This is a genomic window from Campylobacter concisus (assembly GCF_015230015.1).
GTDB lineage: Bacteria > Campylobacterota > Campylobacteria > Campylobacterales > Campylobacteraceae > Campylobacter_A > Campylobacter_A concisus_AF.
The window spans coordinates 1-23,140 of sequence record NZ_JAAKZC010000011.1 but is presented as its reverse complement, the minus strand read 5'-3'; the positions used below and the strand labels follow the sequence as shown (position 1 = coordinate 23,140).

Sequence of the window (23,140 nt, the reverse complement as noted above, 5' to 3'; positions counted from 1 at the left end):
GGCTAACTATCTTGTATTTTTATAAAGTCTTGATATTTATCAAATAGCTTTTTTATCTCTTGTTTGATATGGCTAAATTCTTCTTCGCTGATATTGCCATGTGCAAAGTCGTTGCGTAGGTCGTCTAACTGCTTGTGATATTTTGCCAGTTCATTGCTAGAGCCAAATTTTGTATTTATAATCCGTCTAATCTCTTTTATATCTTCTTTTGAAAGTTCAAGATACTTTAAATTTTTCATAGTCCTGCCAACAAAGTCATCATCAGTTTCATAAGCTCTAGTTTTTAACGACTGAATAAAGAAATTGCTTATCAGATAATTTTTTCTAACGCCCATAGTATAGAGCATTCATCTAAAATTTTCTTATACACGATAGGGATATTTCTTTCAAAAACTCCAACTATGTAACTATTCACACTTTCAAACAGCAGCACCAACGACTGCAGCAAATAACCCTTTTTAAACATATCTTTGGCTAATTTATATCTAAAAATATATGCGCTATCGCTCCAGTCACATATTTTATTTAGCCTATCTCTTAGATCCTTGGCTCTTGATATCAGTGCGATATCATCTATCTTGTCAAGTTCTTTGATCAACTCGTTATGCGAGCTTTTTAACTTTGCAATATTTAGGCTTAGTATATTATTTGAAAAATCGTTTAAAGCATTTACTAGCGACTCAAATTTCTTTGCTCTTATGTGTTGAGCCAAAGTATAGTTTTGAGAAAAAGCCGCGATCAAAAAGGCGATGTTGGCGATATCTAGGTATTGTCTTAGGTCAATTATCTCGTATAGCTTGGACTTTTCTATCTCTTTTGCAAATAAAATTTGATCTATTTGGGAGACGTTTGAGAAGTTTTGTATGAGCAGATCGACTAGTGCCAGCAAAGGCAGATGACGAAAACCATGCGTCACGTCAAAGACGATCTTGTCAACACCACTTTTAACTAGGTCGTCTACAGCTCTTTCAAATATCTCAAATATAGCTTCAAAATTTTTCTCATCTGTGATCTTGTAGATATCGTTAAAATTTATCTTGAAATTTGCATAGTGCGCCATCACTGCTTCGTTAAACCCTCTAGCATCCGCAGTATATATAGGTGCTATATTTTCAGCACCAAATTTATCTGCTAGAAGAGGCAAGGTGTTAAAAAATTCTTGCGAGTTATCAGGGCTCTCGCCAGCAAAATAGTACTTAGCACAGCCTTTGATTTTAATGTTTTCTTTTTGACCTTGTATGCCAAGGATGGTGATAACGGCTGTTTTGTTATTGGTCTCTTCATTCTGAGGCGAATTTGCTTTTTTGACTATAGTTAGTGGCATTTGCTTCCTTTAAATTTAACAGCTTATATTTTTGAAGTGTAGGAGATTATCTCGTTTTGCAACTTGTGTTTTACTTAATAAAAAAGGTAGGTTTTATAAATACTCCCTAAATTTTTCATGCTTAAATTCACGCCTAGTTACCAATTTACCATCTATAGCAAGCTCTTTAACGATGCGTTTAGTAGTAGCATAGATGGTTTTTATCCCGATATTTTTAGCAAAATTTATCATGTTGTAAGTAGCACCAAAGTCACCTTGTACAAGCAAAATATCACCAGCTTTAGCTTCAAGCATTAACTCCTTTTTGTATGCGTTTAAAGCATATAATATATTTTCATCTGCTGGGTTGATATTTGACCACGTATCGTCGGTAATGTTTATCATAGAGTCGATATCAAATGATTTTATAGCTTGATCTTTTTGCTCTTGTGTTAACTCATGGTTTATTAGAACAAACATTTTTTTCATTGTTATCCCTTTTTTAAATAAATAATATGAGATAGTATCTAGCAAGTTGGACACATTGTGGCAAAAAGAAGCAAAATAGCAAAATTGCTTAGTTTTAAATTTTTATAACATATCCTGTCGTTTTTATACCCTATAATTATTGTACTTCTATAAGACAAGGATAAAAATGAAAACAAAAGCAAGAGACGCGGCTATAGTAGCGTCTATCAAAGGAAGCATCAGCCTGCATGTAAGAGTCGTGAGATCTAAAAAGACCTACACAAGAAAGCAAAAGCACCCAAAGGATGTTAGAAGGCCAACATAGTAGATTTATATAAATGCAAATCGCTCAAAAACTATTGCACAAAATTTACATCTAGCCTATATCCAGCAGCATTTGCATAGGCATTTAAAGTGGAGCCAGTTTTTCTTCGTTAAACCAGTTTTTCAAATATTTTGAAATTTTAGACACTATCCAATTTTTGTTTTTCTCATTCTGCAAAGATATACCTCTATCCTTTAGGCAACTCTTGTTCTATTTGGTTTATCTTGCCCATAAATAAATCCTAATACAAAAACCCAAACAGCCAAAGTGGAATTTTATTTCCAGCCCCTACTTCAATATCATCTGCCGCTATAAATGAATTTGGCATATCCTTAATCTGCTCAAAGCTCTTTTTTGCTCCGCCTATTTCAAAGGTAAATTTATTGCCAATCATAAAGTCGCCATTTTTGCCTGAGTAAATTTCGGTGATATTTCCAAGCTGATTGGCAAAGAATGTCTCTCTCACATTTCCTATATCAGGGCTGTTTATATACATTAAATTTGTATTTTCAAGGTAAATTTTATCCGCCTTATCCATATTTTTTATAGCTAGTTCGTTTTTCATTAAAAGCCTTATAAGTCCAGTACTATCAAGCATAGCAAGATACTCTTTTAGCGTCCTATCGTCTCTTATATCAACAAGCGATTTTAGGCTTGAGTAGTTTGGTTGATATGGGACGTTTGTGCTTATAGCATGAGTTAAGATCTTTAGCTTTCTTGCCGTATTGCCGTTTAAATTTGAATATATACTTAAAAGATCGCTATCTATCGTAGCTTCTATACTTTGTTTAAGAGTCTGATAAAAGGCGGTATCATTTGGCATATCATTATAGTATGGGTAGTAACCTACCTTTAGATACTCTCTAAAAAGTTTAATAACTGCTAGATCTTTTAGCTTTAAGACGTTATTGATATTAACAGCTATTTCCTGATGGTTTTCAAGTAAATTTTCAAGCTCAATAGCTTCTAAATTTATACCATACCTTAGCCCTAGATACTCCCTAAAACTCATTCCACTCATCTTATATACTATCGCTCTTCTGCTTAGATCATGAGAGCTTTTTAGCACTTCAAGAGCAGACGAGCCGGTAGCTACTATGTTTAACTCTTTAAAATTATCATAGGCAAATTTTAATACGGCCGATATATCTTTACTCTTATGAATTTCATCTAGATATAGATACTTGCCGCCATTTAGCACAAATTCTCTTATGATCAAGGTTATATCGTTTGATATCTCTATGTCATCTAGGCTTAGGTAAAGACTATCTTTGTTTTTACTAGCTAGCTGAGCTAACGTAGTTGTTTTACCTATTCCTCTTTGTCCCAGGATAACGATAAGTCTATGAGATAAATCCTTGGAGTCTATAAAATATCTTTTAAATTTATGATTGTTTAACCTTATAAGGTCATTGCTCTTTAAAAAAAGTTGATCCAGCATAGCTTATCCTTTAAATATGTAATGCAATACAATTATATCATAAAAATATATGGGATAGACTACAAATATGGTTGATCTTAAAAAGCATAAATCCTTCTTTATTATAAATGGCTATATACATTTATAATTAAAAAGCACTCACTCTTCCCCTCCTTGATAAAAATTTACCTCTTCAACTAGATTCTTTAGAATTTTTGGAGTTACTGGTTCGCCATAAGTATTCATGGTGATCTTGTATTGTTGTTCATGTCCTACAAGGGCAGCTATATGCTCAACCCTTTGGCCGCTTTGGATGAGTTTGTTTATAAAAGTGTGTCTAAATGAGTGAAATGTCCTTGTCTTATCACCATCTTTTATAACTTGAGTATTGATCTTCTTTCTAAAATACTCAGAGAAGTCTTTATTGTCACAGCTAAATAACCTAACTGCTTTGCCACATTTCCTAGCTAGCTTCTTTTTATTCTCTATAAATTCAAGCAGCCCAATGCTATTTAGCTTAGAGTGGATAGGAACAATCCTTGCAGAGTTTCTGGTCTTTAAAGTCTTACTCTTACCAGTTTTTACATCTATTTTTGTATTTAAACTAAAGCATACTATGTTATATTTTTCAACTATATCATCTGTGTTTAGCTGGATTATCTCATTTAGTCTCATGCCAGAGTAAGCTGCTATATGAGTAACAAAAAATAGCTCATCTTTGCTAATTCTTTGACTTTTAGTATCACCACTTGATCTAATCTTACTAACAATATCCAAAAGTGCGTTTACGTCACTATCTTCATAAGGATTTTTATTTGTAACATCATCTTGGTTTATATTTATTTGCAGATCTATAGCTGGGTTCTTATCTATATAGTCGCTATCGTAGCAGTATTTAAAAAACTCACTAACTCTAACAATATACTTCTTGATGGTTGATTTAGAAATTTTTGGTCTATCTTTTGCTAAAGCCATGATCTCACCTAAGCTTTTATCTTTTTGAGATTTGGATTTAGGATATTAAGCAGCTCTTCAAATTTGATAGCGTAAGGTTCGTTTTTGTCTTTAAAGATTAAGACTTCGTTTTTAGAGGTATCGACTTTTAGGATATTAAAATAAACTCCGTTTTTATCCCTAACTATGCAGGGTAGCGGGTAGGAGACTAAATTTTTAACGGTTAAATGTTTAATCTTAGCCTTAAAGCCCTTGTCTTTTGCTATTCTTATAAGCTCTTCAAAGCTTGGGGTAGTGTTTAAAGCGTAGTCTCTTATGATGGCTCTGCTATCTATCCTAATGTTATTTAGAGCTCCAACTATCTCTAGGCTTCTTAAAGCGCTTTGCAATCTACGCTCTTTTCGTTTATTAAAAAGCGTTTTACCACAAGCATATTTGCTTGTAGCAACGCCTCTTCGTTTTTGATGAGATTTTCGTTAAATTTAACCTTGCTTTCAAGTACGCTTAGTTTATCGGCCTGCGAGTTTAAATTTAGCCTTTCTTGCATATCTAAAAGCTCTTTGGAATAAGAGGTTAGCTCCGAAGTAGTTTTTAGCTTTTCTAAATTTGAATGCAAATCATCGTTTATATTTCTAGTCTCTTTTTCGTACCGCCTTTTTGCTTCGTTAAACTGCTCTTTGGCTAAAAGCAGTTCAATAAAGGCGCTTTGTATGCCTGCTTCTCTATTAAAGCCGTCGAAGAGATTATAAACCATACTAAGGCCTATCCTGTACCCGTTTCGTTGCGTATCGTCCCAAGAGCGGTGAAAGTTATCTCTATCGTCTCCGTAAAAGTCGTACTTAGCGTATAGATAAAATGCTGGATAATACTATTTCTTTTTTGATTCAAGAGCGCTTTGTTTAGAGAGAATTAGGGCGTTTAACTCTTTAGCCTCGGAGGTTTGCTCAAAGGAAGGTAGGGGGTGAGAAATTAATCTATCTGAACTTAAATTTTTAGGCAAAATGCTAGGAACCTGACTTAAAGAGTTGGTTTGACTAGCTTGATCTATTATGCCAGTTTGACCAATATCCTCGCTACTAAAAGGCATTATCTCATCTTCTATATAGATATCCTCTCCGCTTAAATTTGATATCTCGCTAAGTAGGTTTTTTATCTGCTTATTTAGGCTTGCTATATTGTCTTCTATCTCGACCAGTCTTATGGCGCTATTTGTCATTGCCGTTTTTGTATGGTCTCCGTTTTCATAGAGGCGTTTGGATGTTTCGTAGATTTCTTTATTAATTTGTTTTAGGTTATTGTGGGAATTTAGTTTATTTTTGCTATCTAGTAGATTATAATATAGTTCAAGCAGTCTTAGTTTAGCCTCATTTAGCGTTACACACTCTTTATAGCTTAGGCTTTGTTTTTTATAACTGGCCGTATCTATGTTTAAGGCATTTGCTCCAAATTTATATAACTCGTAGTTTAGCTTTAAAGATACCGAGCTTGCAAATCCGGTAGAACTTACAAAGTTTTCATCATTTATATAGTAGCTTCTGGTATCTATATATTTTTAGTATACTCACTATTAGCGCTTAAAGTAAGCTTTGGATATAGATTCGATTTAGCAGAATTTATTTCCTCATTTGCCAATAGAGTTTGAAGCCTAGAATATATAATAGATGGATTTGTAGATTCTATATTTTTAGATAAAGATGTAAATGATACGGATTTAGCATATAAGGAAATACTAAACACGCATGTTATAAAAAACAAAAAAACCATCTCTCGCAAAATGCACTTCCTATACTACCCTAAAATTTAGATTTAAATTTAATCACAACGGCTCTTAATAAAGCATTAAAAAATATCTAATAACCAATAATATTTTTAAACAATATACTTATTACAACTTAAATATAGTTTAAGAGTATTGTGGGTAAAATGCGTAAATTAAAATTTAATAGGGGCAGCCGATGAACCTAGAGGCGATTAAAGGTAAAATCAAAAATTAATATTTATATATTGATTAAAAAACATGACACAAAAAGAGGTATTTGACTACTTTAAAAGTAATAATTTTAAATATCAAACAAATTTGGTAAATAAAAGTTTTTCTGAACTTAATGGTGTTATATACAGAAATTTATAAAAAGTTATCTTAAATTTAGAAGATGGAGAATTGATTTATACATATGAAAAATACAAAAAAGAAAAGCCTGAAACTTGCTACAAAGATATGCCCAATGAAAAAAAGATGGTAATAAGAAATATTTATGAGAAGGTCGAAATTAAAATAAAGCATTTTTTTAATCCAAGTATGACAGTGAAGTTTCATAAGTAAATGATATAGACTTTAATATAATTAAGCTATCCACAACAATAGCTTGTATAGGTTTTTAACACTTATGCAAAGTAGGAATAGATCTACTAAGGATTAATTTTTAAATTTTAAATATTTGCGACTAAGATGTAAATTTAGATAGCAAATATTTTAAAAATTTTTAGTGGAAATTTTCTTGAATGGTTAACATTTTTGATGAATGCCTTACTATATGAGATTTTTATATTTGGGATATTAGGTATGCTTGTAGGCTTAACTTTAATAACATTTTTTAGGATAAAATATGACGACAGATTAGGACTGATCGTAAGTACGATTTTAAGAATATTTTTTTAGGAGAAGATTATGGATAGCGGCGCAACGAAAAGTAGCGAGAATTTAGAAACGATAACGCGGAAAACGATAGTCTAAGTGGTGGTATGAAAACAGGAAGGTATATGAGCTATTACATACAGTGTGATTGCGGTAAAAAACTTACCAAAAAGCCGATGAAAACGCTAAGATGCCCAAGATGCGGCAGTGTGTATAAAAAGTCAAAAAAATTTTTATGCACTATCCATATTTGTTCATTTTTGATAATACTTTTTGGTTTTCTTTTATACTTAGATGCCGATCTTGGTACAAAATTATTGTGCGGAGTTTCTATGTATTTAGTTTTAGCTCTTGCGACAGATATTGATATATTGGATATCGCAATATTGCTCTGCGGATTTTTTATATTTTACTATCTTTCGCAAAGATATGATGAGCCGTTGATTACCGGAGCTATAGCCATTTTATTTTGCGTAGGTGTGGCAGCTATTTTTGTAATTTTTTTTCCGTACAGAAAACAATAAACATGACAAGGATAAAATAATGGAAAACAAAAGTCTTTTTATTGATATAATTAAGAATATCAAAGATTTTGGGAATGGTGCTTTTGATACTTTAGTAAAAGCACCATATGCGATAGGCGATTTTATTGCAAGAGCTTCTGGCATGAGGGATTTGCAACTCGGCACCGAAAACTATTATCGTATGCAAGCAAAAAATGAAGTAAATTTAATATTGAATATGCTTGGTAATCCCAAAACTGCTAAACTTGTAGGAAAAAGTCTCTTAAAAGAATTTAAAGAACAACCGTTGTATTTTATAGGAGGTATTTTTGGTAAGAATATTCAGGGCAATATATTCGACTCCCTTACTATTGGTACAGCCAAAGTAGATTCTAAAGTACATGAGTTATTAGAAACAAAAGGAATTAAAGAAATTTATGACATGCTTCAAAAGCTAGAGGAGACAGGTAAATTTGATATTATTGGAAATTCTTGGGATAAAATTTTAGACTTTTATGGAAACTACGATGATGTAGTAAAATACTATTCGCAAACCGCATTATCGCAAATTTGGGGTGATACCAAAGACTATTTTAGCGCTTGGAAAAAATTATTAGGCGAAACCCGTGAATTTTATAAAAGCTACATTGCCCCCTCTACATCTATCTCCATCTACGACCCCCTCGCCCTTGATCTCAACGGGGACGGCAAGATCGGTATCAGCCCTGCACCTAACGGCGGAGCCTACTTCGATCATAACGGTGACGGAGTATCTCACAAATCATCTTGGGTCAGCAAAGAGGATGGAATTTTAGTCTACGATCGTAACGGCAACGGCAAGATAGACGACGGCGGCGAACTGTTTGGAAATTTTACTCAGATAAAAGATAAAGATGGCAATCAAAGACTGGCCAAACACGGCTACGAAGCCTTAGCCAATCTAGATAGCAATAAAGACGGAATAATAGATATAAATGATAAAGACTTTAATAAACTAAGAATTTAGCAAGATATAAATAAAGACGGCGTATCCCAAATAAACGAACTAAGAACGCTAGACGAATTAAATATAAAAAGCTTAAATTTAAACTATAACGAAGTAAACCAAGACCTGGGAGATAATAATACCCTAACCCTAAAAGGAAGCTATACTAAAACAAACGGCACCGCACAGGCCATGGATATCTCGCAGACCACCAAAAAGCTAATAAAAGAGACTATATGGACTACTTCCATCGCTCGCATGCTTGGATGACGAGCTTTGGACCGTACGACAAACCGCAATACGCCGCAACCGTGCTCGTAGAACACGGCGGCGGAAGCGGAAGCGGCAGGTCCCGCAATAAGAAAAGCTCGCCCGGATGGGCTATATCGACGCCAATGCAACGACTAGTAAAGATACCGTAAAGAAAACGAAGTAGATTTGAAATTTAACACAGTTCGGTAACGTTGACTTTCAAAATTCTACCTAGCAATGGGCTTGAAATTTGGAAAGGCTAAATAATTTTTAAATTTTAATATATGCCAAGAATAAAAAGATAGAATGCAGTCGAATATTTTTTTCAAAAATGGGAAAATTTTATGAGAGGTTATGATAAGGAACCGATAGTAGCTACTGAGAAGTATAAGATTATTTCAAAAGCTATAAATTTTAGAATCAAGGAAAAATTTATATGCATAACATATTTTTTAAGTCTCTTATAAACTCTATTTATTTTGTAATTTTAATGATCTCAATTTTTTGTTTATTCTATATCACACTTGAGTTAAATTTAGATATTTCTTTTAAGGACGATGTTGCTGAAAATGATGCTGCGTTAGCATTCCCTTTTTTTACTATTTCAGTCTTAGTGTTATTTTATTTGTTTTTATTCTTTTTTATATTAAATTATTTAATTTATCGCTTTGCTGAAATAAAACGATATGATAATTTTATTTTCATTATAAAATGGATTTCTATATATATGTTTGCTATACCGATATTTAGTGCTCATTTAATTTTATTATCATCGGTTATAAGCAAATTCGGAGTATCATTATTGTTAAATATTTATGCTTTAATAGCAAATCTTTTTGTTCTAAGAAAATATAAAGGAGAAAATCATGAGTAAAATTGATAAACAGTTTTCGGGTCCAATCCCTATTACAGAAAAAGACGGAAAAGCACCATTAGATATTGAGGCTCACATAAAAGAAACTAGAGAATACGCACAAACAGTTAGAAACTTCTATTGGGGCTTCATAAATGAATGATGTAGCCTTTAATATAATTAAGCTATCCGCGGCAATAGCCTGTATAGGTTTTTTAACACTTATGCAAAGTGGGAATAGATCTATTAAGGATCAATTTTTAAATTTTAGGGATTTGCGACGAAGTATAGCAAATTTGAACACCAAATATTTTAAAAATTTTTGGTGGAAATTTGTTGGATGGTTAATAGTTTTGATGAATGCCTTGCTATATGGGGCTTTTTATATTGGAATATTAGGCGTGCTTGTAGGCTTAATTTTAATAACATTTTCATAGGATAAAACATGACGACAGAAACACTTAGAGATATGGCAAACTATGCACAATTTGCAATAGGTATAATGCCAAAAGATAGGATAAAATACTTAACCGAGTTTTTAGCTGCAAAAGGAGCCATGACAGCTGATTTTGCCGTTGTAGTTGAAAAAATTCACAATGGAACAGATACATGGAGGGATTATGCATATCTAAGTAGTGATGGCTTTATTGCATTGGGTTCTCTTTTGAGTGTAACTGGCGATAAAAGAACTTATATAATAGGGCAATCTCTGGTTAAATTTGGAAAAGCAATTAATGTAATTGCGGGAGTTTCAGGCTGGAAAGAAATGATAACAAGCATGCTTGACCAACCAATACCGACCATAAACGACCTCCGCGATATGTTAGTAGACGACCCAAACGGCGGCATCAGCCAAGACTTAGCAGACTATATATTACAAACTAACCGATATAACGATAGCATATCTATCCAAATCTACGACCCCCTAATCCTAGACCTAAACGGAAATGGAAAAATAGACCTTACCTCTGGCTCGATAGGTTCAAACTATCGTAACGTATTTTGAACTTAAAAAAATACCCAAAGAAAGCCCTATAAAATTTTAAAAGAACTAAGCAAGGAAACATATAGGATAACAATAAACATAAAATCCGCGTAAAGAATTTAAATGCGACTTGTATTTTTTATATTTACTTGTTTTTTGCTATGTTTATTAATCTTTACGCATGGATAAATATATAAAATATAAGACTTTTTAATCCTTATGCAAAATGGAAATATTTTTAAATTTTAGAGATTTGTGACGTAGTTGTAAATTTGAATAGTAAATATTTTAAATTTTTTGTCAAGCTTTTGCCACTCTTTTAAAGCACTTGGCAAGAACTCTAACTCATAGCTCATCTAGACTTACTTTTACTGGTTTTTCACCACTTACTAGAGCAGTATCTACTGCTTTGCTTAGATGATACTCTTCTATTATCTCTGTCATCTTTTCATAGACAGCGCTAGGTACTAGATATGCGCTAGGGACATTGTGATTTAGTATAGCTACGACATTATCTCCGGCTTGTTTTAAAATTTGAGCTGGAGACTTTTTTAGCTCGCTTATGCTAGCTGTAAAATTTGCTTGTATAGTTTGCATTTTTATCCTTTATTTAATACCTAAGATAATACTAAATAAGATATAAGAATAGTCTTAAAACTCATGCTTTAAAATTTACTCCTATTCATTATCATACGATACCATCTCTACTTTTTTAACCTTTAGTGCATTAGCGTTAATAGGTTTAGCATAAGTGTTTAGCAAATTTTATACTGCAAACTTACTATACACAAGGCACCATCCCTTAGTGTTAGTTTTACTAATATCAATTAAATACGAGTTTTGTGTTGCATAAAGAAAGAAAATCGGACCAGAAAATTCTTGTCCGATTTATGATTGAAGTTTTTAAGCTGCTTTAACCTCTTGCAATCTATACCATGCGATGATTTGTAAAACAAATGCCACAATCAACAATATATAACCAATAAATATGAATAAAGTAATAGTACCAACAACCGAACCTATAAAATAGTAGAGGAAAAATTTATCGCCAGATATGTTTGAAAGCTCGTTATAGACTTGAAATTCTTTGAAAAATGCATAAATCATACCTACAACGCCCGCTAAGCCTAAAATGACGCCAAAAATAGCGCCTGTCCCACCAGCATTTGCATAGCCAGAACCCATACCAGCAAAGCCTAATGCTCCAGTTATCGCGCCGATTGAGATCAGGATAGTCGATGCTACCGCGACAACTAGATATAAGATATAGTTTTTCTTTAGTGTAGGACTACCGACTTTATCTGATAGCTTAAATATAGCAAACAACATACATAAAAATCCAGCGATAAAAAAGATAAATCCGATGAAAGGGATAATACCCAAAATAGGTAAAGCTGAACCTGCTAATCCCAGCGTTCTAATGGTAGATAAATCATTGCTTTTAATATCAAAATTTATGTTATCTAAATTTAGATTCATGGATTTTGCTTTTGTGAGATAGATTTGTTTTGCAGTTTGTCCATCTGCGATAAAATCAACCTCATCGCCTTGTTTTAAAACTATGGCATCTCCGTCTTTTGCCACAGACGCCACGTCTTCTTGTAGATAAGTAAAACGCTGATCATCAGCATTTAATATTATGCCAGGAGCTAATACGGTTCCTTTCATGTCTATTCCTTTAAGATTAAGATAAAAAGGCTTATTATAAATTTCTTAAACAAAACGTTGGCTTAAGTTTATAAAGTACAAAAGACAATTTATAAAAATATGCACTAATTACGCTTCAAGGCTAGCGAAGGTATAATGCGCGAAATTTAAAAATTTATATATGGTAGCCGAATGAATCTAAGCACAATCAAAGAAAAAATCAAAAATTCATATCTATACGTAGTTTTTATAAAAAGGGGATTTTACGGCAATGGTTCTATTTTAAGAAGTATCTTTTCAGCTTTTTTAATGGCCATAGTTGGTTTGTGCCTTACTTTGATAATATTTACCATTAAGGATATGATCTTTTATAGCGATTTTAAACCACTAAACGAACTCACGAAAAACGTAGGGACAATAGAATCTGCAAACTACAATCTAAAAGGCGACGGAAAGCTAAGACTAAGGTTAGACGACGGCAGTGTAATGTCGTACTACATAGATAGTAGAGACGACGATAAATATAGACCGCTCATAAGAAAAAGAGCGGTTATATATAGCAAGGTAATCCCATTAGGTAACGATATCTTGCAGTTAGAAGACGATATGGGCAAGGTTTACGTTAAATATAGCTATGAAAATGAACTACAAATACCGCAGAGACGTATGGATTCGATCTATGCATTTCTAAAAATAGCTGCCTTTTTTCTATTTATAGTATGGTTTTTAAATAGAAAAGATCTCGCAAAAGAGAAGCCAAAAAACAACAAAAACAAATTTTCTAAGGAAAAATCATGAGCAAAAATATTAATGTAACTTTAGATCCTATACATAAATTAATAAACGAATTTGCTAAGACATTGACAGGATACACCAAATACAAACACTCATTATCTAAAAATCTGCATCTAGCGTATTAAAATAGGTCTTAAAGATATTCTTAGTTTATTTTTAACTTAAAATTTTTCAATCTATATTTAAAGGACAAACTTACTGCTTTCTAATTTTTACGTTGTTGTCAGTATTTTTTGTATCACTTTTGTCTTCTAGTGAAGTTTTGGAATTTTTATTTTCCATTTTTTCATCAACTTTTTCTAAGTGATTTATGTTATCCATCCGCTTATCAAGATTTATAATGTCCTTGCCATCCTCATGCAAATACGAGAGAGATTTTAGATTTTTTACCTCCTGCTCATTGAAAGAAGGGGTAAGATTAGGATACATAAGGTTTAATTCAAGTGCAACATCTGCAAGACTTTTTTTTGTGGTTTCATCACGAAAAAAGGTTATAGCAGTTGCCACCGCCCTGCTCTCATCGTTATAAGTACCGTATGGATATTTTTTTTCGGCAGCTAGCTTATGCTTTTCTAGATTTTCTCTAAGTTTTTTTGTTTCTTCAATGTCCTGAATAAAGTCGTCCATTTCACTACTTAATATATTTTCATTCATTCTTTCTAACTCCTTAAAATGGATAAAACTGCGCTAGGTTATTGTTTTTTTAGCCTTAAAAAAATTAAAATTATTATATCATCATAAAAATTAAGTTTTGTTTTATTCTAAAAAACTAATTTTTTTTATTAATAAGTTCCCTTAATAATCTATTCTCTAACTGAAGTATTCGAAAATCCTTTAAAATTTTAAGGAAATTTATATGCCAAGTGGCTATTTCTTCATCATCTTTTACATTCGTTAGACTACGTGTCTTTCGTCCTGCTAGTTTGAAAAAATCAGCCTGCGTCATACCTATATTTCTTAATTCAATAATAAAATCTTTTTTAGTCATTTTTATTGTATCTTTGTAATACTTTCCAGCATAAACGAAATTTCCCTCTTTTGCTCAGCATTTTGCATATAAGCTATTAATAGTTTTTTTAACTCTTCATTTTGTTTTTTAATGTCATCAATGTTTCTTTCAAGGGCTGGTATTAAACCGCTTTCTATTTCAGTTGTTGCCTGATCGATAGTAGTTACAATGTGAGTTTTTGAACTAGTAAAACCGCTTATAATATCTGCAGCACATACACAAGCATACAAGCTTCCGACTGCTACAAAAAATATTAGTACTATCTTTTTCATCTTGTTGCCTCGTTATCTAAAATTGCTTTGAGTTTTAAAACGACACTATTAGCGTTTTGCCTCTCCACGCTCTCTACTTTTAATAACTCCCTATGGTTGGTTAAAAACTGTTGTTTAAGCTCATCGTTTTTAACAACTTTTTCGGCTTGTGGCTTAATTGAGCCATTATACTTTTCAATAACTTTTTGATTAAGCTCTTTTACTTTTTGATTGTACTCTTGAAAAGCCTGGTTTATTCCATCTTCACCGCTGCTGCTCCAAACTGAAGCAAAAGCAAAATCAAATACTAGCATAAAAAAAATAAATATTTTTTTCATTTTTCAAAACCCCTCACTGCATCTTTACTATTTATAATATCTTGAAGTTTTGTAATAACGCTTTGATTATAGGTTATTTCACGTTGTATAAGTGCTTGCAACGCTGCTAGCTTTTGATTTTGTATCAAGATATCTCTATTTTTAACTTCTAAATCCTGGTGCGCTTTATTAATGAGCCTGATTATCTCATTGATTTTTTCTGACGTTTGTTGATCAAGTTGGTTAAAAAGCATCTTTGACTGTTCTCCTAGTTGCTGTCCCAACCCCTCATCTCTACAACCACCACATCCAGCAAAGGCATAAAGGGCACTAAAAACCAAAATAAAAACTATTTTTTTCAAAATCCACTCCTATATTTTTTATTTTTCATATCATTAAAAACTTGTTTAGCTATTAAAATCATCGTATATTCTTTTGTTTGATTTTTTTAGCTGAGTTAAAATCCAAATTTTCACGTAGTTTCTTATTTATGCGTCTCATAAAGTCAGACACCGCCTTAAAAATAAAAATTCGATTTTGTTGTCCATCCTTTGTATAGTTAAAAAAAGCACGATAATAGATAATCATAAAAACTATATAACAAGTTGCAATGATATCTAAGGTGGCATATTTAAAATATGTAGCTAAAAATACCATTATTAACGCTATAAAATTTGCTCGCGTACCAAGCAGATAAGGAATTCCTAATTTCAATCGATACTGCTCTTTAAATAAAATGTTATAAACTTTATGTTTTTCTATCAACTCTTTATCATTTAAATTAACATTCATAATCTTCCCTTTTTATCATTTACTTTTAACAAATTCTTTTTCTGCATTGATCAAAAATCCATTAAACAAAAGTATCTTATATCTATTTAGTTCATATATATAATTTGCAGAATTTACCAAAAGGTCTTTACTAAGCTCTTTTTTATTGATAATAGTTTGATATTGCTTTGCATGAGTTGGAAAAACTAGTTTATGCTCCAACGTAAGTTGTTTGAGTGTAGTTGGAGAATTTGCAAAAAGTCCGCTCATACATACCAAAACTAAAATTACTTTTTTCATTTTTAAAACTCCTATTTACATATACCTTGTTGTATTTTTATTAAAATTTTGTTCCGCTTACTCATTATTATTAGACTTTTTAATAGTATTGCAGATCATCACTTATCTGCCTTTCTTCTATCAGCCTTACTTTTTATCTCTTCTGCTGCTTCAAGTTTTAGCTGCGCTTCTTTTAGATCTTTATGAGCTTTTTTGACACGGCGAGAGTTTTCTACGCTGATATCCTTGGCATAGGCCTTTTCTGCTTCTTCAAGCTCAAATTTTTTATTGTCATAGGTCATTTGAGAGGTTTTTAAATTTATCGTTTCTTGGTCCGCTTCAGCCAGCTTAGCTTTTGATATGGACTCATCAGTAGCTGGATTTTCACCTATAGTGCCATCAAGGCTACGTTTGGCTCTCTCTGCAGAGCTACGATTTACAAAACACTCTTTTTCTCCACCTATTAGCATACCGCCGATTAAACGAGGTAGATTTTTTGGATCGCTGCAGTCAATGGCTGCAAAGCTAGTAGATGAGAGCAGGCCAAGTAGCAAGATATGTGACAATGTTTTATTTTTCATATTTATTGCCTTTTTATAACCTACTCTCATCATAGTGGTACTCTTACCTATCTGTGTTTCTTCTATCGTCTTTTGCTTTTATCTCTTCTGCTGCTTCAAGGTCAAGCTGCGCTTTTTTAAAGGCTTTACGTGCTTTTTCTAAGCGGTTAGAGTTTTTGACACTTGGGTTATCAGCATAGGCTTTTTCTGCCTCTTCAAGTTCAAATTCCCTTTTACCATAGTTCTTTTGAGCTTTTTCAAGGTTGTTTGTAGCTTTATTGCCACCTAGTAGCTTTGCCTTTGAGGTTACTTTACCAGTGACTGGGTTTCTACCGATAGTTAAGTCTAGGTCACGTTTGGCTCTAGCAGCGGTTCCGCGATTAACAAAACACTCTTCTTTTCCACCAATTAATCTTCCACCTATATCAAGCGGTAAATTTTTTGGATCATCACAATCAACCACTTCTTCTTTAGCTTCTCCTCTTAAGTGTTTATTAAAAACATCAGAAGATCCATAGTAGGCATTTAAATTTATACAACCAACAAATCCTACAACAAATGCTGTAATTAATGCTTTATTTTTCATTCTCATTCTCCTCTCTTTCTTCTTGTTTGGTTTAAGGTTTTTGTACTCATCTCTTATCCTTTCTAGTAATATTTCATATTTGTTACATGTGGAAGGTATATTTCTCTAGGTTGCGTGCTAGCTCTTGAGAAGCAAAGCTTGCTCCACTATCACTTATACCTACCATCTTTAAAACCCATGTTGGTGCATGAAGTATGATCTTCCAAAGCATATAAGCACCACCTATTGCGCCTATGATATGTAGCAGTGCCATAAATATATGAAGCATAATTGTTAAGAAGAACTGGCTTTGAAGCTCATACATCATATTCATCTGCTCTTCGGCATAGAGTAAGAATATATCTTTAAATATACCATAGACAAATAGACCAAAGTAGATAAATATAACTATCAAGATAGGTTTAAAGAATATAGATAGTGCCCCTACTAAGAAGTCAACTATCTTGTTTGTTTTACCCATAGTGACAGCAAAAGCTGTAACAAATGGTGAGATGTAGTAAAACTTAGCTAGTTCTATAACATAGCTTATAAAGGCTAGTGCTCCAGCTACTATACCAACCGTAAAAGGCATATAGTCTAGAACTATCTTATATAGGTATGATGCACTTACGTAGCCGATAAGACCTGAGATACCTCGTGAGCTTCTCTCTGTTTTTTCGCTTACAAATAGGTCTTTTACCTTGGCTAGTTTGCCAATAGCCGTACTTTTAAAAAGATCTAAGACTAAGTTTATAGTTCCATCTGTCATACTCTCTATAGCCTTAGCTACATCTCCAGCTCCTGGCAACATAAGATATGGTGTTAGACTTAAGGCAGCTCCTGATAGATCAGCTGCGGCTTGCTTTGTTCTGTCCCAGCCACTGCCTATTATGTTGCTATTTCTTTCACTGATATTTTGAGAAGATTTATCCTCGCTTGCCTCTTCTGCAAGGCTTTTGTTGCTATTTAGGATTTTATTTGCTACGTCGTTATCAGCTAGTTCTGAGATGTTAGAGATTAAAACCGAGGTTCCAGCCATTAGTGTTGAACTAACCCAGCCAAGTTCATTAGAGCGTTTATTTACACTCTCATTTACCTGTCTTAGTGTTGCTACAAGCTCTTGGTTATCTAAATTCTTTTTAACTGCTTCAAGCATAACTGTATTGTTCTTTTTAAGTGCATTATATGCGATAAATTTTTTCTCGATCTCTCTACAACCACTAAAGGTATATTTTTCATTTTGTTTATTTAAGTTCAAGCCAGCACTGCTAGTATTTTGTGTTAAAAAGCTTGTAACATCTGGGAATCTCTCTCTGCACTCTTCCAAACCAGCCGAGTAAGCTTTGATGATATTAGGATAGTTTAGATCATTTTCTTTGTAGAGCTTCTCTCCACTTAAACTCATACCACCAACTGAGCTAAATAGCTTTTGTGAGTAGCTTTGCGCTCCTATAGCTGCTGCGCGGTCAGCAAAGTCGTTACTCCAAGCAGCGCCAGCCCTCATTATCTTTTGAACCGGGGTTGCTGTCATCTTTGCCTCTTCTGGGATAGGTACGAAAAAGGTAGCCACTGTAAGGACTGGGATTAAAAGAGTGTTTAGCACCTTTTGCTTTGAGGTAGCATTTTCTAACTTTTCATTTGAGTTTTTAATGGCTAGTACTATAAAAAACCAACCACCGATAATAACTAAAAGAGCATATTGCAAGGCTGTATAAATTTTAGTCATATTTGAGTATAAATTTGCATAGTAGGCTAGGTTAGACTTGTTTAAAAGCTCTGAGCTAGTGATGGCTACATTATCTTTTTTTAAGCTATTAGTTCCATAGATGACGGTAGGATTTTTTAGGTGTAAGATGCCAGTACTTTTAGTCGTTTCAAAATTTATCATATTTGGATCAAGTGTTAAAACTCCACTTAGAAATTTTGAAAAGGTAAGCTGGTCTGGGTTGTACTCGATCTTGGCTATGTTATCAAATGCCTTAGTGTTTGAACTTGTTAGGCTATTTACATTTATCTCTTGGTTTGTCTCTTTTATACAAGTTGAGTTTATGGTATCAGCCTTTATGGATAGAGACTGCTCTAGGTTGTTACTAGTTACTATAACGCACTCTGTGACACCACTTTTTGGATTAAAACCGATAACTAAAGGTATATACTCACCTGATAGCTTTCTACACTGAGGCTTGCACTCTCCACTTATCTCTTTTGGTCCTGCAAAGAGGTCACGTTCATTTATAGTAGCTTGAGAGGTTACCTCTGCAGCACTTACTGCAGATATCACAGCAAAAGCTAGTAAAAGGCCTTTAAAAATTCTACTTATCATCTTATCAGTGCCTCCACTTCAGCTTTGGCTGCTTGCATGTCAAATTTCTCATTCATGATGACAGCTTTTTGAGTGGTCAAAAAGATAAGATCTTTCTTTCTTTGATACTCTCTAGCAACCTCTGCTTTTATCTCGCTTGCGATTCTTACTTGATTATCTATCTTTTGCACAGTCTCTATCTTTATATCATCACGTAAAACATCTATATACTCTTTTGTAGGGAGGCTCAAAAATCCCTCTTTCTTAAATACATCTGCTATTTTTACCTTATAAACCTCACCAGCCTCTGCATCTAGCAGGTCAGCAACCTTTTTAGCCTCACTCATAGCACCAGTTGGGCTTAAGGTGCCAGTTCTTAACTTTCCATGAATTTTATCATTAAAATTATACGGAGTATAGTCTATAGACTGCCTTACTAAGGTCTCTTGTGAAATGTCAACAAATTTATTAAATTCATTTATATCTTTTGGCGCAGTTGCTACTACATCTTCGATCGTAACCTCGCTTGCATCTTTTTTCATTATTTCACCGACGTGATTAATTTTTTCTTGTTTGGCTTGGTCAAAGGCTTTAAATGCAGCATTTTTAGCACTGCCAGTCTTTAAAGTATTTTGAAGCGATCCACCCTGCCCTGCTGACTTATAACTAGGCTTTTCCTCTTTTCCAGCCTCTTTGGTTTTGTTAAAGACATCGACCTCTTCAATGTCAGTGCCACCAAGACCGCTATACTTCTCTCTATCTTGGCAGTAAAGACCTAGGTTTTCGTTATTTATGACGCCTATTATGTTTGACTTTTTCTTAAGACCTGATATCTCAGGTGCTATAGTACATACATCTAGATTGACCTCTATTTTTGGTATCAAGGCACATACATCTAAGCTTACATCCTTTGTAACGTAACAAAGTCCGATGGTGTTATCTTGTACGTCATTTATGATCTTTGTAAGTCTGCTTAAGTTGCTATTTACTGAATATACAAAGCCTCCGATGGCGCTGCCGATATTGTGAATGGCGCTGCCGATGTTACCTAAATTCTCACCGATATTGCCTCCATTCATGATATTACCGATAGAACTGCCGATCTCTCCCGCACTTGTGCCGATCTCGCTAGCTGCATTACCAGCGCTGTTTATCACTCTTCCGGCTCCATCTTGAGCTTCAGGGATAAAGCTACCTATGCTCTCACTAACTTTTTCTATCGGATTTGCTAGCAATAAACTTGCGCTTGCTAAACTTAAAAATATAGCTCTTTTCATTTTCTTAACCTCCAATTTCTTGCATTTGTTTATAAATTCTATAACTCTCTTTGAAAAAATCTCGCTTTGAGATGTATTGAGTAAGCGGGATAGGACTATCCATAAGCTTAAGCTCAAATGAGATCTTTTTACCACAAAGTGCCAAACTTTCTTCCGTAGCGGCTGCTGCTCGATACATTTTTCCGTCATTAAAGACCATCATCTCACCGCTGTTCATACCTACTACTTCATCGTGCTTAATAGCTGCTTCTTTTTCAACTTTATATCTGTTTTCTACTCCTATTTGTCCTTTAATACCATCTTTTTTATCAGAATACTCTTTGTCGATATATCTTTGTTCTTTAACAAGCTTTGCATACTCTTCAGTTACGGCTGGGTTGATATTTTTCATCAAAATATGCGTTCCAGTTGTATCAAAAATTTCGCTACGCTCAACGCTTGCGCTACCAACTATTTTTCCGGTGCCATCTATTTGAGATTGTGACTGAAAAATAGGTATGATAGAGATACCAAGTGCGCGAGACTTACTCATCAATCTACCAAAACCCTCAACTATATATGAACCTACCTCATCGAGTAAGCAAACGTAAGGGATTTTAGGCTCTGCTGCCTTTTCAGCTTTTTCAGCTGCAACACCTTTGATAAGCCCTAAAAGTAGCTTTCCAAGCTGCTTAGGTGTGGTATCGCTTGCCATGGTAGGAAGGGTTACAAAGATACACTTGTTCTTTTGTACCGCCTCATATAGTGATATGGTAGGTGTTTGTGTATTAAACACACGTCCGTAGTCACTCTTTAGACTTGTGATAATGCCTATCCAAGCTTGAGCTGACATAGAAGCATCATAAGTGCCTTGCTCGCCACTACTTTGAGCCTCTTGTAGCCTTTTTTTAATAGCTTCAGGTGATGCCTCAAGAAAATCTTTAAAAGGCATTGAGATAGCTGTTGCTACATATGTCACAAAGTCATCAATAGCGGTGCTAGCATGTACTTTCTCACGATACTCTATACCAGCGTCTATAAGATCAGATAGGGTTAAGTACCTAGCTAAAACACTAAAATCTAGTTGTAAATTTTCTTTATCTCTGCGATACACAAGTAGTTTAAGTATATTTCTCATATACTCTTTTTGCTTTGCTTTCCACTCGTTTTCTTCGCCCTCAAGCAAAGAGGTCAAAATTTCAAACAGAGCGTCAGCGCTTCCGCTTAATAGTGGATTTATAGTATGAGTGTTATCCATATCAAGAAAATTTATATGGATAAAGTCATCTTCACGCCCAAGTGCCACAAAAAGACCATATACTTCTTTAGCAAATTCAAGCGTTCCCTTTCCATCTACACAGAAAAATGCTGCATCATCAAGAAGTAGTTGCTCCATAATTCCTTTCATAAATACCGACTTACCAGCACCTATGGTAGCCATAATGAGAATATGACGTTTAAGCTGCTCTGCATCTAGTAGTAGTGGTCTTAAGATATTATTAGGTGCTTTTAGGGTTTTGTTAGCATTGCCATAAAATTTATCTACTTGAAAACCTAAATTTATTAAATAGTTCTTTTCAACCTTATTTTCAGTAACGCTTTCATTTTTAGCTTTTACGTTTTTATCTCTATCAGTTAGCATGACTAAATATAACATCAAGCTACCCCAAAAACTACTTTGAGCTAAAAAGTTAGCACTATCGCCACCAATACCTGCTGCCATTAAGGCGCTAGATACAATACAAAGCCCATTAAGTGCATAAATGCTATATCTTAAAAATCCGTCTTTTAATACAAGAGATTTTAAATTTTCTCTATCAGGTCTAAAAAGACGCTCTTTTACATACTCAACTTCTGTTGCCATATTCAAGCTCTCTTACATATTTTTCTATTTTTTTTATCTTAATGTTAAAATTTTGCATTAGTCATCCCCGCCAGACGATGAAGAGCTATCTTCTTGATAATAGTCAGATGTTGAATGATTGTCCTCTTGATAATCATATCTATCATATAAATCTTCATCTGCTGCATTCATTCTTTCATATTCTCTTAGTCTATCCTCAATATCTTGCATTAACTCTTCTCTTTTTCGTTTAGCCTCAAGCTCCCTATCAACCTCTTCTGTAAGATCTCTAAGAATTGCATTTTTAAACAATACATATTTTTGATAATGTTTTTCGCCATATCTTCTAATAGCATCAGAATAAGATTTACCATAAGGATTTTGTTCTTTATAATCAGGCATTGCACCTAAAGCCCTTGCCTCTTCTGTGGCTGCATTTTTCTCTTCATACTCTCTTATTTTTTCATTGTTTTTGCGTATTCGCTCAGCACTTTCATGTTTAGCCTCAAATTCCTTATCAACCTCTTCAATAATCTCATTAGGAATTAAATTTTTAAACAATGCATATTTAAAATAGAGACTTGAGCCATGTCTTTTTACTGAATTTAAATCTGCATTATCAAGAGCGCCTATTAGCTCCTGTTGTGTAAAATTCTGAGCTAAAACTATTAAATTTGCTGTGCCGATATTTACTCTTTTTGTAAATCTACACCATATATCAATTAAAAAATATTCAACTATATGGTCGTTTTCTTCTAAAATTTCTTCAAAATTTATATTATGCTCTGCCTCATCAGTAAATTCCTTAATTTTATTAAAAATTTTACTATAAAGTCTTATGTTATTAATCTCATCAACACTC

At 33.6% G+C, this 23,140-nt stretch carries 32 protein-coding genes and 1 pseudogene; 8 read left to right on the top strand and 25 right to left on the bottom strand.

Features of this window, described 5'->3' with window-relative positions; all coding sequences use genetic code 11:
• Positions 1 to 2: 2 nt before the first annotated feature.
• The 3 genes from G6W42_RS06890 to csx20 form a co-directional block, all read right to left on the bottom strand.
• Entirely contained in the window at positions 3 to 335 is a 333-nt protein-coding gene (locus G6W42_RS06890; RefSeq protein WP_194173448.1) for a hypothetical protein, read from the bottom strand.
• Entirely contained in the window at positions 311 to 1,324 is a 1,014-nt protein-coding gene (locus G6W42_RS06885) for a CRISPR-associated DxTHG motif protein (protein ID WP_194173447.1), read from the bottom strand. The genes G6W42_RS06890 and G6W42_RS06885 overlap by 25 nt, the downstream gene beginning before the upstream one ends.
• 93 nt (positions 1,325 to 1,417) lie before the next feature.
• Positions 1,418 to 1,792: a CRISPR-associated protein Csx20 gene (gene csx20 / locus G6W42_RS06880; protein ID WP_194173446.1), complete on the bottom strand. Its 375-nt coding sequence runs from the start codon at positions 1,790 to 1,792 to the stop codon at positions 1,418 to 1,420.
• A gap of 166 nt (positions 1,793 to 1,958) precedes the next feature.
• Here csx20 and G6W42_RS06875 point away from each other — a divergent pair, with 166 nt between their 5' ends.
• Positions 1,959 to 2,096: a hypothetical protein gene (locus tag G6W42_RS06875; RefSeq protein ID WP_194173445.1), complete on the top strand. Its 138-nt coding sequence runs from the start codon at positions 1,959 to 1,961 to the stop codon at positions 2,094 to 2,096.
• A gap of 241 nt (positions 2,097 to 2,337) precedes the next feature.
• On the opposite strand, the gene G6W42_RS06870 is transcribed toward G6W42_RS06875, so the two are convergent.
• The 6 genes and pseudogenes from G6W42_RS06870 to G6W42_RS10660 form a co-directional block, all read right to left on the bottom strand.
• The gene (locus G6W42_RS06870; RefSeq protein WP_194173444.1) at positions 2,338 to 3,537 is read right to left on the bottom strand and encodes an ATP-binding protein; all 1,200 of its coding nucleotides are present in this window, start codon (positions 3,535 to 3,537) and stop codon (positions 2,338 to 2,340) included.
• 138 nt (positions 3,538 to 3,675) lie between these two features.
• Positions 3,676 to 4,491: a tyrosine-type recombinase/integrase gene (locus G6W42_RS06865; RefSeq protein ID WP_242042712.1), complete on the bottom strand. Its 816-nt coding sequence runs from the start codon at positions 4,489 to 4,491 to the stop codon at positions 3,676 to 3,678.
• An 8-nt stretch (positions 4,492 to 4,499) separates the two neighbouring features.
• Positions 4,500 to 4,859 carry a cysteine peptidase family C39 domain-containing protein gene (locus G6W42_RS06860; protein ID WP_242042711.1) on the bottom strand — a complete coding sequence of 120 codons (360 nt, stop codon included), beginning with the start codon at positions 4,857 to 4,859 and terminating at the stop codon, positions 4,500 to 4,502.
• Positions 4,844 to 5,278, bottom strand: a pseudogene (locus G6W42_RS10555) (TolC family protein); the annotation flags it as partial. The pseudogene G6W42_RS10555 and the gene G6W42_RS06860, both read right to left, overlap by 16 nt.
• 60 nt (positions 5,279 to 5,338) lie before the next feature.
• On the bottom strand, positions 5,339 to 5,995 hold the full coding sequence (locus G6W42_RS10665; RefSeq protein ID WP_346010467.1) for a TolC family protein: 657 nt from the start codon (positions 5,993 to 5,995) through the stop codon (positions 5,339 to 5,341).
• Between the two features lie 17 nt (positions 5,996 to 6,012).
• Entirely contained in the window at positions 6,013 to 6,234 is a 222-nt protein-coding gene (locus G6W42_RS10660) for a TolC family protein (RefSeq protein ID WP_275944655.1), read from the bottom strand.
• 996 nt (positions 6,235 to 7,230) lie between these two features.
• Between G6W42_RS10660 and G6W42_RS06850 the strand changes: the two genes are divergently transcribed.
• The 6 genes from G6W42_RS06850 (at position 7,231) to G6W42_RS06825 (ending at position 10,704) form a co-directional block, all read left to right on the top strand.
• A complete protein-coding gene (locus tag G6W42_RS06850; protein WP_103558703.1) occupies positions 7,231 to 7,629 on the top strand; it encodes a hypothetical protein in 399 nt (132 codons plus the stop codon).
• Positions 7,630 to 7,648: 19 nt separating this feature from the next.
• Complete coding sequence (locus tag G6W42_RS06845; RefSeq protein ID WP_194173443.1) at positions 7,649 to 8,614, top strand: hypothetical protein; 966 nt, start codon at positions 7,649 to 7,651, stop codon at positions 8,612 to 8,614.
• A 667-nt stretch (positions 8,615 to 9,281) separates the two neighbouring features.
• Positions 9,282 to 9,719, top strand: coding sequence for a hypothetical protein (locus G6W42_RS06840; protein ID WP_194173442.1), 438 nt, complete (start codon positions 9,282 to 9,284; stop codon positions 9,717 to 9,719).
• Positions 9,712 to 9,861: a hypothetical protein gene (locus G6W42_RS06835; RefSeq protein WP_194173441.1), complete on the top strand. Its 150-nt coding sequence runs from the start codon at positions 9,712 to 9,714 to the stop codon at positions 9,859 to 9,861. The genes G6W42_RS06840 and G6W42_RS06835 overlap by 8 nt, the downstream gene beginning before the upstream one ends.
• Positions 9,854 to 10,135 (top strand): hypothetical protein, encoded by a 282-nt coding sequence (locus tag G6W42_RS06830; protein WP_194173440.1) that lies wholly within the window; start codon positions 9,854 to 9,856, stop codon positions 10,133 to 10,135. The genes G6W42_RS06835 and G6W42_RS06830 overlap by 8 nt, the downstream gene beginning before the upstream one ends.
• Positions 10,136 to 10,143: 8 nt before the next feature.
• Entirely contained in the window at positions 10,144 to 10,704 is a 561-nt protein-coding gene (locus G6W42_RS06825) for a hypothetical protein (RefSeq protein WP_194173439.1), read from the top strand.
• Positions 10,705 to 10,928: 224 nt separating this feature from the next.
• On the opposite strand, the gene G6W42_RS10845 is transcribed toward G6W42_RS06825, so the two are convergent.
• The 3 genes from G6W42_RS10845 to G6W42_RS06815 form a co-directional block, all read right to left on the bottom strand.
• The gene (locus tag G6W42_RS10845; RefSeq protein WP_430640613.1) at positions 10,929 to 11,039 is read right to left on the bottom strand and encodes a type II toxin-antitoxin system RelE family toxin; all 111 of its coding nucleotides are present in this window, start codon (positions 11,037 to 11,039) and stop codon (positions 10,929 to 10,931) included.
• The gene (locus tag G6W42_RS06820) at positions 11,029 to 11,280 is read right to left on the bottom strand and encodes a type II toxin-antitoxin system Phd/YefM family antitoxin (RefSeq protein WP_194173438.1); all 252 of its coding nucleotides are present in this window, start codon (positions 11,278 to 11,280) and stop codon (positions 11,029 to 11,031) included. The genes G6W42_RS10845 and G6W42_RS06820 overlap by 11 nt, the downstream gene beginning before the upstream one ends.
• Positions 11,281 to 11,586: 306 nt before the next feature.
• Entirely contained in the window at positions 11,587 to 12,351 is a 765-nt protein-coding gene (locus G6W42_RS06815; RefSeq protein WP_194173437.1) for a DUF996 domain-containing protein, read from the bottom strand.
• Positions 12,352 to 12,690: 339 nt separating this feature from the next.
• On the opposite strand from G6W42_RS06815, the gene G6W42_RS06810 reads away from it, so the two are divergent.
• A complete protein-coding gene (locus G6W42_RS06810; protein ID WP_194173436.1) occupies positions 12,691 to 13,128 on the top strand; it encodes a hypothetical protein in 438 nt (145 codons plus the stop codon).
• 192 nt (positions 13,129 to 13,320) lie between these two features.
• Here G6W42_RS06810 and G6W42_RS06805 read toward each other — a convergent pair whose 3' ends face one another.
• The 13 genes from G6W42_RS06805 to G6W42_RS06745 all read right to left on the bottom strand — a co-directional run.
• Positions 13,321 to 13,779 carry a hypothetical protein gene (locus G6W42_RS06805; RefSeq protein WP_194173435.1) on the bottom strand — a complete coding sequence of 153 codons (459 nt, stop codon included), beginning with the start codon at positions 13,777 to 13,779 and terminating at the stop codon, positions 13,321 to 13,323.
• Between the two features lie 115 nt (positions 13,780 to 13,894).
• Positions 13,895 to 14,113 (bottom strand): hypothetical protein, encoded by a 219-nt coding sequence (locus tag G6W42_RS06800; RefSeq protein WP_194173434.1) that lies wholly within the window; start codon positions 14,111 to 14,113, stop codon positions 13,895 to 13,897.
• A 2-nt stretch (positions 14,114 to 14,115) separates the two neighbouring features.
• Positions 14,116 to 14,406, bottom strand: a complete 291-nt coding sequence (locus tag G6W42_RS06795) for a hypothetical protein (protein ID WP_194173433.1) — start codon at positions 14,404 to 14,406, stop codon at positions 14,116 to 14,118.
• Positions 14,403 to 14,723: a hypothetical protein gene (locus G6W42_RS06790; RefSeq protein WP_194173432.1), complete on the bottom strand. Its 321-nt coding sequence runs from the start codon at positions 14,721 to 14,723 to the stop codon at positions 14,403 to 14,405. The genes G6W42_RS06795 and G6W42_RS06790 overlap by 4 nt, the downstream gene beginning before the upstream one ends.
• Entirely contained in the window at positions 14,720 to 15,064 is a 345-nt protein-coding gene (locus G6W42_RS06785) for a hypothetical protein (protein ID WP_194173431.1), read from the bottom strand. Before G6W42_RS06785 ends, G6W42_RS06790 begins: the two co-directional genes overlap by 4 nt.
• Before the next feature lie 58 nt (positions 15,065 to 15,122).
• Positions 15,123 to 15,494, bottom strand: a complete 372-nt coding sequence (locus tag G6W42_RS06780; protein WP_194173430.1) for a hypothetical protein — start codon at positions 15,492 to 15,494, stop codon at positions 15,123 to 15,125.
• A 15-nt stretch (positions 15,495 to 15,509) separates the two neighbouring features.
• Complete coding sequence (locus tag G6W42_RS06775; protein ID WP_194173429.1) at positions 15,510 to 15,773, bottom strand: hypothetical protein; 264 nt, start codon at positions 15,771 to 15,773, stop codon at positions 15,510 to 15,512.
• A 98-nt stretch (positions 15,774 to 15,871) separates the two neighbouring features.
• Entirely contained in the window at positions 15,872 to 16,333 is a 462-nt protein-coding gene (locus G6W42_RS06770; RefSeq protein WP_242042710.1) for a hypothetical protein, read from the bottom strand.
• Positions 16,334 to 16,376: 43 nt separating this feature from the next.
• Positions 16,377 to 16,898, bottom strand: coding sequence for a hypothetical protein (locus G6W42_RS06765; protein WP_194173428.1), 522 nt, complete (start codon positions 16,896 to 16,898; stop codon positions 16,377 to 16,379).
• A gap of 82 nt (positions 16,899 to 16,980) precedes the next feature.
• Positions 16,981 to 19,200 (bottom strand): hypothetical protein, encoded by a 2,220-nt coding sequence (locus G6W42_RS06760; protein WP_194173427.1) that lies wholly within the window; start codon positions 19,198 to 19,200, stop codon positions 16,981 to 16,983.
• The gene (locus G6W42_RS06755) at positions 19,197 to 20,456 is read right to left on the bottom strand and encodes a hypothetical protein (RefSeq protein WP_194173426.1); all 1,260 of its coding nucleotides are present in this window, start codon (positions 20,454 to 20,456) and stop codon (positions 19,197 to 19,199) included. The genes G6W42_RS06760 and G6W42_RS06755 overlap by 4 nt, the downstream gene beginning before the upstream one ends.
• A 4-nt stretch (positions 20,457 to 20,460) precedes the next feature.
• Positions 20,461 to 22,299 (bottom strand): type IV secretory system conjugative DNA transfer family protein, encoded by a 1,839-nt coding sequence (locus tag G6W42_RS06750; RefSeq protein WP_194173425.1) that lies wholly within the window; start codon positions 22,297 to 22,299, stop codon positions 20,461 to 20,463.
• A 57-nt stretch (positions 22,300 to 22,356) separates the two neighbouring features.
• A partial coding sequence (locus G6W42_RS06745; protein ID WP_194173424.1) for a hypothetical protein occupies positions 22,357 to 23,140 on the bottom strand: 784 nt, incomplete at its 5' end.